This is a genomic window from Nonomuraea longicatena (genome assembly GCF_039525605.1).
Lineage (GTDB): Bacteria > Actinomycetota > Actinomycetes > Streptosporangiales > Streptosporangiaceae > Nonomuraea > Nonomuraea longicatena.
Window position 1 is genome coordinate 71,394 of record NZ_BAAAHQ010000042.1, and the last position, 7,593, is coordinate 78,986.

The 7,593-nt window shown below is 70.7% G+C and carries 12 protein-coding genes and 1 pseudogene; 10 read left to right on the forward strand and 3 right to left on the reverse strand.

What is annotated here, in order from left to right; translation table 11 throughout:
* Positions 1 to 46 precede the first annotated feature (46 nt).
* Together ABD120_RS32730 and ABD120_RS32735 are read right to left on the reverse strand one after the other, a co-directional pair.
* Entirely contained in the window at positions 47 to 799 is a 753-nt protein-coding gene (locus tag ABD120_RS32730) for a glycosyltransferase (RefSeq protein ID WP_343954113.1), read from the reverse strand.
* Positions 799 to 1,608 (reverse strand): GntR family transcriptional regulator, encoded by an 810-nt coding sequence (locus ABD120_RS32735; RefSeq protein ID WP_343954115.1) that lies wholly within the window; start codon positions 1,606 to 1,608, stop codon positions 799 to 801. Before ABD120_RS32735 ends, ABD120_RS32730 begins: the two co-directional genes overlap by 1 nt.
* A 383-nt stretch (positions 1,609 to 1,991) precedes the next feature.
* Between ABD120_RS32735 and ABD120_RS32740 the strand changes: the two genes are divergently transcribed.
* The 9 genes from ABD120_RS32740 (at position 1,992) to ABD120_RS32780 (ending at position 6,677) form a co-directional block, all read left to right on the forward strand.
* On the forward strand, positions 1,992 to 2,159 hold the full coding sequence (locus ABD120_RS32740; RefSeq protein WP_343954117.1) for a hypothetical protein: 168 nt from the start codon (positions 1,992 to 1,994) through the stop codon (positions 2,157 to 2,159).
* Between the two features lie 45 nt (positions 2,160 to 2,204).
* A complete protein-coding gene (locus tag ABD120_RS32745; RefSeq protein WP_343954118.1) occupies positions 2,205 to 2,591 on the forward strand; it encodes a RapZ C-terminal domain-containing protein in 387 nt (128 codons plus the stop codon).
* 398 nt (positions 2,592 to 2,989) lie between these two features.
* A complete protein-coding gene (locus ABD120_RS32750) occupies positions 2,990 to 3,322 on the forward strand; it encodes a WhiB family transcriptional regulator (RefSeq protein ID WP_343954119.1) in 333 nt (110 codons plus the stop codon).
* A complete protein-coding gene (locus ABD120_RS32755) occupies positions 3,319 to 3,879 on the forward strand; it encodes a hypothetical protein (protein ID WP_343954121.1) in 561 nt (186 codons plus the stop codon). Before ABD120_RS32750 ends, ABD120_RS32755 begins: the two co-directional genes overlap by 4 nt.
* Before the next feature lie 3 nt (positions 3,880 to 3,882).
* The gene (locus ABD120_RS32760) at positions 3,883 to 4,137 is read left to right on the forward strand and encodes a hypothetical protein (RefSeq protein ID WP_343954122.1); all 255 of its coding nucleotides are present in this window, start codon (positions 3,883 to 3,885) and stop codon (positions 4,135 to 4,137) included.
* Positions 4,137 to 4,412, forward strand: a complete 276-nt coding sequence (locus tag ABD120_RS32765; protein ID WP_343954123.1) for a hypothetical protein — start codon at positions 4,137 to 4,139, stop codon at positions 4,410 to 4,412. The genes ABD120_RS32760 and ABD120_RS32765 overlap by 1 nt, the downstream gene beginning before the upstream one ends.
* Before the next feature lie 70 nt (positions 4,413 to 4,482).
* Complete coding sequence (locus ABD120_RS32770; protein WP_343954124.1) at positions 4,483 to 4,989, forward strand: hypothetical protein; 507 nt, start codon at positions 4,483 to 4,485, stop codon at positions 4,987 to 4,989.
* Between the two features lie 222 nt (positions 4,990 to 5,211).
* A complete protein-coding gene (locus tag ABD120_RS32775) occupies positions 5,212 to 6,372 on the forward strand; it encodes a hypothetical protein (protein WP_343954125.1) in 1,161 nt (386 codons plus the stop codon).
* Positions 6,369 to 6,677 carry a hypothetical protein gene (locus ABD120_RS32780; protein WP_343954126.1) on the forward strand — a complete coding sequence of 103 codons (309 nt, stop codon included), beginning with the start codon at positions 6,369 to 6,371 and terminating at the stop codon, positions 6,675 to 6,677. Before ABD120_RS32775 ends, ABD120_RS32780 begins: the two co-directional genes overlap by 4 nt.
* 75 nt (positions 6,678 to 6,752) lie before the next feature.
* Here ABD120_RS32780 and ABD120_RS32785 read toward each other — a convergent pair whose 3' ends face one another.
* Entirely contained in the window at positions 6,753 to 6,923 is a 171-nt protein-coding gene (locus ABD120_RS32785; RefSeq protein WP_343954127.1) for a hypothetical protein, read from the reverse strand.
* Between the two features lie 31 nt (positions 6,924 to 6,954).
* On the opposite strand from ABD120_RS32785, the pseudogene ABD120_RS32790 reads away from it, so the two are divergent.
* Positions 6,955 to 7,593: pseudogene (locus ABD120_RS32790) on the forward strand (hypothetical protein); the annotation flags it as partial.

Here is a 7,593-nt window from a genome sequence, read left to right on the forward strand (position 1 = left end):
TTCGTCACTCGCCAGTGACCCGCCGCCGAGGTTCGCCCAGACGTGATCAAGAGACCTTGATCGCCGACCACAGGGCCTTTGTCGCCTCAGCGCGTTCGTTGATCAGACTCATTCGGAGCCGCCACTCCGCCGTCGCGTAGTGCTCCGTGCCAGCGGTCACCTGCCCTGGCCACTTCCGGTAGAGCAGTCCGACGTCACTGCAGAAGTAGCCGTAGCTGACCACGCTGGCCGGCACCAGCATGCCTGTGTCCTCAGACGCGGGAATGCCCATCCAGCCGCCAAGAGCGACCACCAGCTCTCTGCGGATACAGATCGTTGTGGGGTGGACGGGGAGCCGGTAGTTGTGCTTGCGCCAATGATCAAGCACAACCCCTGGCGCAATCCGCCCGGCCGGTGGATCGTTGTCGAATCCGACCGTGGACCCATCAGGCAGCAGGTCAAGGACCCGAGACGTGGTCCATTGTACGAGTGGATCTGAGACAAGGACCCCGATGTCTCGCGACAGGACGCCCGGCGTCAAAATGTCGTCTTGATCGAGATTCTTAATCAAGGCGCCCTCGGACCGCGCCAGGGCTATGTTCCGCGTCAGCGCGACCCCGCCCCTGCGGCCGGTCCCGAACCTCACTCGCGGGTCTTCAGGAAGCATGTCGCGCACAACGCCGGTGTCACCGTCTTCCTGGATAACCCACTCCAGTTCCCATCCGTCCGGCAGCTCTTGTCCCCGAACAGAGTCGTAAGCCTGCAAGAGTTGTTCTCGTACCGGCATGTAGCTGGGTGTGACGATCGAGATCAGAGGCACTAGGCCCACCTTTCGAGCGTGGTGACGTGTACGATCTCGGTGCGGTCACCCGGAAGGATGACCTCGGAGAACTCGACTACACGTCCTTGGGTGTCGATCGAGGTCTTGTGAAGCACCAAGACCGATACGCCCACCTCGATATCGAGCACGTCAGCTTCCTCGGGGAGCGGCGGCCTGGCCGTGAGCCTATCCACGATAGTTTCAAGCTCGATGCCCAGCGTATAGAGCTGGTTCTGGGTGCCGCCTGGCCATGGTTCCTTGGCCTCATCCATGAGGTCCGGATTGGCGGCCACGATGTCACGTAGCAGATAGGACCGCACGAGGGACAGAGGCGAGTCCTCGGATCGCGTGCTAGTCCAGTACTCCCGCTTCAAGAGGGCCGTTCCAGCTGGCACGCCGAAGATCCCGGCGAGGTTGTCATCCGCCTCGACGATGGTGTACTTCGCACGGAACTCAAGATCGGGCAGATCTAGGCCCGTGTCGAACTCGGTCGCCCCCGTTTCGCCGCGCTCGGGCTCGCCGAGGCGGGCGCGGTCCTTCTCCCATTGGTATCGCTCGGTGTGACGGCGCTCCACACGCTGTCTTGGCGCGCGCACGTAGGTGCCCTGCCCCTGCTTGGAGCGAACAAGCCCCCAGTCTTTGAGCTGCTTGATCGCGTTGCGGACGCTGGTTCTCGATAGGTCGTAGCGCTCCGACAGGTCGGTTTCGCTCAGCATGGCGCTCCCAGGCGGCAGCTCGCCCCTGAGGATCTGGTCCCTGAGGTCCTCTGCGACCTGGATGTACCTCGGCCGCCAGTCACGTTCGGTCACATCAGCACAGTACCGCCTATTTGTCTGCACGTCTGCCAAGCAACTTCTCGGAAGTTGTTGACACGTCTGCCAAGTCGCCTTAACGTCTTGCGTAAGCCACTTGGCAGACAGGTCTACAAGCTGGTGGCCTGCAAGAAAAGCACTTCCAGGGGTCCCGGACAGATGGGGCCGAGGTTCCCGGCACACCTTGGCAGCCGGAGGGCAGGTTCTGCCTACAACGGGAGCAACTCATACCCCCCGTAAAGAGCCTGGGCTACCGCCTCCCATGAAAAGGCGGCCCCGCAGGTGTGATCCCTGCGACTGAAACTCTCTCTCGTCCGCCGCTGGCGGGATGGCTCTCACTGCCGTCCCGCCAGCGGCCCGCCTCTGTGAAGGGGATGCTCATGTACTCCGAGCGCAGGCCGCTGCTGCGGCGATTTCTCACATTCGCCGCGCTCGCGCTGCTCGTGATCTTCGTGATCAGGGCGCCCGAGAAGGCCGCCACCATCGCCACCGGCATCGTGACCGGCCTGGTGTCGGTGATCGACACGCTGGCCGCCAACGTCGGCTAGACACCCACCCCGACTCTCTTCACCCCGACTAGCTGGGACTTCATCGTGTCCGTAGAGATTGAGATCGTGTCGTTCGGCTACCTGCACGGGCAGCCGCCCGCCGACGCGCATCTGACCATCGACCTGCGCAGCCACTTCCGCGACCCGCACGTGTCGCCCGCGCTGCGCTACATGACCGCCCACGACGCGCCGGTGCGCGAGACCGTGATGGCCACGCCCGGTATCGCCGCTCTGGTCGAGGCCACCGCCGCCGCTGTCATCGCCTACGCGTCCGGCCCCAGCGCCGGGCGCGTGGTCGTCGCTGACGGGTGCGCCGGGGGCCGCCACCGCGCTCCGACCGTCGCCCTCGCGCTGCGCGACCTGCTGGGCCGGTGCGGGTTCACCGTGTCGCTGCGTCACCGAGACCTGGACAAGCCCGTCGTGGAGCGCTGACACCAACAGCCCTGATGGTCGTAGGCGGGGTCCGACTCCCCGCCGGGGCGCTCCGGCGCCAACGCCGGTGACCCACTCTTCGCCCGGGGGCGGCTCCTCAATCCTCCAAGACGTTGGGCCGCCCCCTCGACTCCCGAGGGAGCCCATTCATCATGACTCGCTTCTTCCGCTTCGCCAACCGTGGCGGGTGCCCGCCCGCGTGCCGGAACGGCTGGATCTGGAACCCCGGCTCCGGCCCCTACCCGTGCCCATTCTGCGTGCGCCGCTACAGGACCGCCCGCTGATCTGCCGGGCGCGCTCGCCGGGGGCGGTCACTCCGCCAAGAACTCCCGCCGCCGGGAGCGCGCCCGTCCTGTTTCCCCTGCTGCTCATCCACTGATCAGAGAGGACATCTCATCATGTCCCAGCACACGCCCGACCCCGACCGTGACACGGTCCGGGGCCTGCGCAAGGCGCTCCATCTGGCCGGTCCCGCCTGCCAGGACGGCGCTGCCGCCGCTGTGTTCATGCCCGCCGACGTGTTCGAGGACGAGGCCGACGCGGTGCGGCGGGCGCGGGAGAAGCAGGCCAAGACGGTTTGCTTCTCCTGCCCGGCACGTGCCGCCTGTCTGGCCTACGCCCTGGCCATCGTCCCCGATGAGGGGATCTGGGCCGGGTTGACCGCCGCGCAGCTGCACGACCGCGCCGTCGGTGTCCGGCGGGCGGCGGCGGGGCTGGAGGCGACGGCGTGACCGCGTCCGTTCTGGTGCCTGAGCGGTACCCACACCTGGCCCAGTACGCGGCAGGCCGCCCCTTCGATCAGGTCGGGGTCGAGTTCCTGCCGTCTGAGCCGACCCGCCGCCTGGGCATGTCCCGTCTCGTGTTGCGCCCGGGGGTGGTCGATGACGCCGCGACGGAGTTCTTCGCCTGGGGGTACTGCTGGCTGCTGGCCGGGGCGTTGCGTGAGGCGACCGGCTGGCCGTACGGCCTGGTGGAGCGTCAGCGCCCGGACGGGTGGGAGTGGACGCACGTCGGCGTTATCACCCCCGGCGGGCGGTTCCTCGACGTCATGGGAGAGCGCGACGTCAACGGCCTCACTGCCCTGCTGCGGCTCTCCTACGACCTGCCCACCCGCATCCGCTCCGGCGGCCACGCCGACCTGTGCGAGGCGATGCCCATGCCCGCCGACACCGGCCCCGGCTGGTGGCGGGAGACGCTGGCCGCGCCCATCCTCCTCGACGTCGTCCGTGTTTTCGCCGCGACGCTCCTCAACCGACTCCCCGAATCCGCCCGCCTGGAGGTGGCCTGACCCATGCCTGCCCGCTACCACTCCGTGACCGCGCCCTCGCCGTTCAACAAGTCCGGCCGGGCGACGATCACCGCCCGCGCCGGAGGCGCGTACGAGATGTACCTGTGCGTCGGCTCCCAGCGCATCCCCCTCACCCAGGTTGAGGCGTGGGCGGCGTGGGTCGCGCTCGGCAACGCCCTGACCACCGACGGCCCGGTACCCGACTGGGCCGCGTCCCAGATCACCCACCCCGGCACATCCCCCGCGAAGGAGTCCTGATGTACCTCCACGAGATGAGCACCGTCCGGGCCAGCGCGGCCATCTACCGACCCCGCGCTGCGGAGATGACGCTGCGCGACAGCACGGACCCGGACTCGGACGCCATGTTCCTCACCCTGGCCCAGGACCACGTCTGGATCACCCTGAACGGCTCCTCCGCCGACCCGGCCGCCGAGGCGGAGGCGATGGAGCGACTGGCCGACCTCGCCACCGAGGCCGCCGCCCGCCTGCGCGCACTGCCCCAGGCCCCGGCAGAGGCGATGGAGGCCGCGTGATGGGCGCCGTCGTCACCATCATCTGCGCGTTCCTCGTGGTGATGTTCCTGGCGGCCCTGTGGGGTGGCCGGTGAACGAGACCCAGACCACGCGGACGGGCGCGCACACCGAGCGTGCGCGCGACCACCTGACCCGAATCGACCGCCCGGCCGTCAACCGCTACCGGCCGACGACCCCGAGCGACGACGCTCACGAGAACATCCTGCGGGTGCTGCACACCGACGCCGCCATCGCCAGCGGACACGCGCTACTGGCCATCCACGAGGCCCTGACCGGTCTGTGCGACGAGCTGGCCAGGGGCCGCGCCGAGACGGCACGTCAGCGTGAAGCCGCCCGGCTGCAGGCCGACCGGGTCGCCGGTGCCATGGAGCGCGCGGCCACCGTCCATCAGGGCCTCTCCCGGCTCCACCGGCGGGCGGCCGAGACCGATCAGGAGCTGGCCGACGTGCGCGCCCTGGTGGAAAGGCTCGCCGCCGCGACCACCACCCTCGCCGAGCACGTCAGTGAACTAGCCACCGCCGCGACGCGGGAGCGTCCCCGCCGCCGCTGGTGGGCGCGCTCGGCGCCGCAGGGCTGACGCTGCGGGTCCTCGCCCGGCCGTAGGTCGGGCGAGGTGCCCGGGGCGCCCGCCCCACACCCGTTCAGGCCCCAGGACGTGCCGACCAAGACCGCGTCCTGGGGCTCCCCACCAAGGAGGAGCTTCCACCATGCCGTACTCCAGCCACCGTGACCAGCCGTGCCTCGCATGCGGCGGCACCGGCCGCGAGGCGAGCCGGTGACCCCCATGGGAGGCGACGTGATGAGCGAGAGATCAACCGTCATCGACAGCCCGCCGCCCGACCCGGCCCACGTTCAGCGGGTGCTGGCGGAGATCGAGGCGCGGTTGGAGCTGGATCAGGCTCCGCCGCTCCCCGAGCCCGCCGCCCACCTGGACAACACCCACGCCGACGCTGACGCGGTCACCGGCCCCGAGCCCGACCACTCCGACGCCGACGACCTCAACAACGACAACGACGACGCCGACGAGCTGGGCGAGAGCGGCGAGACCCGGCGAGTGAAGGCCCTGCGCAAGCAGGTCGCCGAAGCGCGCCGACTGGCCGTCCTCCAGGACGACGACGCGCCGCTGCTGGTGGACACCGCCAAGGTCCGCAAACGGCGGGCTCGCGTCGCCGAGGCCGCCCGGCTGCACGCCCTCACCCAGGACCCGGCCGCGCTGTCATGGCGAGATGCCCGGGTGCGCACCGTGAGCACGGCCATGGCGATGACCGCCGCGACCATCGCCCTCGCGGCCTCCAGTATCGGCGTGCAGCGCTCGGTCGCCGAGGCGCTGCACCTGAAGGAGACGGACCCGGCGTGGTGGGCGGCGTTCCTGGCCGAACCCGCGCTGTCGCTGCCGCTGCTGGCCGCCCTGTCGGTGCAGGCGTACAGCGCCATGCGCGGCAGGGTCATCGACCGCAAGAGCCCCATGGGGCGCAAGCTGTTCAGGACCGAGGCGCTGCTGCTGGGGCTGACGCTGGTCCTCAACTGCTGGCCCGCCCTGCCCGGCGTGGCGCCCTCCTTCGATCTGCTGCCGCTGCTGGTGCACGCGCTCGGGCCGGTTGCGGCGGTGGTGTCGGTGTGGATCCTGCCGACGCTGTGGCAGGTGCTGGCCGAGCTGCCTGCCGCCGGGGAGGGGGCCTCCTCCGCCCTCCTCCACGACCGTTCCCCGGCCACGCCGCCTTCTCCTTCCTCCGCTGGCTGTGACCTGCGGGGGATGACCCCGGAGGAGGGGGCGCGGGAGGGGAGGGGCGGAGGAGTCGGGTCGGCTGACGCTCACCGCGCGGAGCTGCGGCGGCTGATCGCGTCGGGACACCTGCCCTCGCGTCCTTCGGCCCGGGCCATTCAGGCCGCGCTGCGCTGCCGCGAGGGGTTGTCCCGAGTCCTGCGTGACGAACTGCGCGTCGAGGAAGGCGTGCGGTGAACGAGATTCAAGCGCTGATCGACATTGCTCGCCCGCTGGCGCCACACCTGCCGCTGGACGGCATCACCCTGCGCGCTGGCGCTGTGGAGATCGTCATCCGCCCGGCGCCTGGGGCGGTTCCCGGGCCGCTGCCTGGACGGTCCGGCAATGGACCGGCCATCGGAGCCCTGATAGCCAGGGCACGGCTCCTGATCTCCGAGGGAGAACTACCCGCCAACGCCGGTGCGGGGAAGATCCGGCAGCATCTGCGCTGCGGGATGGATACGGCCCGCGCCGTCCGTGACGCTCTGGGAGAGCTTGCATGACGGCGTCTCCGCCGGTGCGTCACCGGCCGAAAATCGAACGCGGCACCGGCAGACGGCCGCAGAACCTACCGGCTGTCATGCGCCTGCGGCCACGTCGGCGACGAGCACGCCGCGCGGCGACTGGCCGACTGCGACCTGAACGACCACATCGCCGCCCTGCCCCGCGTCCCCGCCGCCGAACAGTGCCAGGACCCGCACCGGCACGGCCGCCGCCACTGGGAGCCGTGCCCACTGTGCCGTGACCAACTCCCCTCTTCGACCTCTCTGGAGGTGACCCGTGACCGCAGAACAGACCACAGAGCGGGAGCATGATCTCGCTCCGCCGCCCGACCCGGGCGAGATCGAGCCGATCCCCGCCGACCCGCCGCCCGCGCAACCCGCCGTGCAGGACGAGACGGACGCAGGCGCGCAGGCCGAGGCCCCCGATCAGCGGGGGTTGCCCGCCGGGCAGTTGGCCGCCGGGGGCGTGTCGGCCGCTACCGCGCTCATGGCCGGGCTGCACCAGTTCGCCGGGGTGTGGGGGCTGGCCGCCGGTGGAGCCGGGGCCGGGCTGGGGGCGCTCGCCTACGCGCGGCGCCGCTACCGCGCCCGGCGCACACCGGACGGGGGCGACATGCGCTCCTGGTACGGCGGTCGCGGCCCACGCGGCGGAGGAGGCTGGGGCGGTCAGGGCAGAGGCGACCGGGGCCGCAACGGCTTCTTCGGCCGGTCCGGCGGGCGCGCCGGTGGCCGCTCCGGCGGCGGAGGGCGCGGCTCGGGCGCCTCGACCGCTCACGGGATGGGCGCGACGAACTCCAAGGCGGGCCGAGACCGGGTGCCTGGTGGGGCGGGTGGACCGGCGCTCGCCGCCCCCGCCGGCGGGTTGCCTCGGGGCGGGCGCCGCCCGGACGTCCGGTCCGGCGGCGCCGGTGGCGGG

Excerpts from the sequence above, each read along its gene's own strand:
- ABD120_RS32740 (WP_343954117.1), top strand. The coding sequence starts at position 1,992 with ATGTACTCCGAGCGCAGGCCGCTGCTGCGGCGATTTCTCACATTCGCC.
- ABD120_RS32775 (WP_343954125.1), top strand. The coding sequence starts at position 5,212 with ATGAGCGAGAGATCAACCGTCATCGACAGCCCGCCGCCCGACCCGGCC.
- ABD120_RS32760 (WP_343954122.1), top strand. The coding sequence starts at position 3,883 with ATGCCTGCCCGCTACCACTCCGTGACCGCGCCCTCGCCGTTCAACAAG.
- ABD120_RS32765 (WP_343954123.1), top strand. The coding sequence starts at position 4,137 with ATGTACCTCCACGAGATGAGCACCGTCCGGGCCAGCGCGGCCATCTAC.
- ABD120_RS32750 (WP_343954119.1), top strand. The coding sequence starts at position 2,990 with ATGTCCCAGCACACGCCCGACCCCGACCGTGACACGGTCCGGGGCCTG.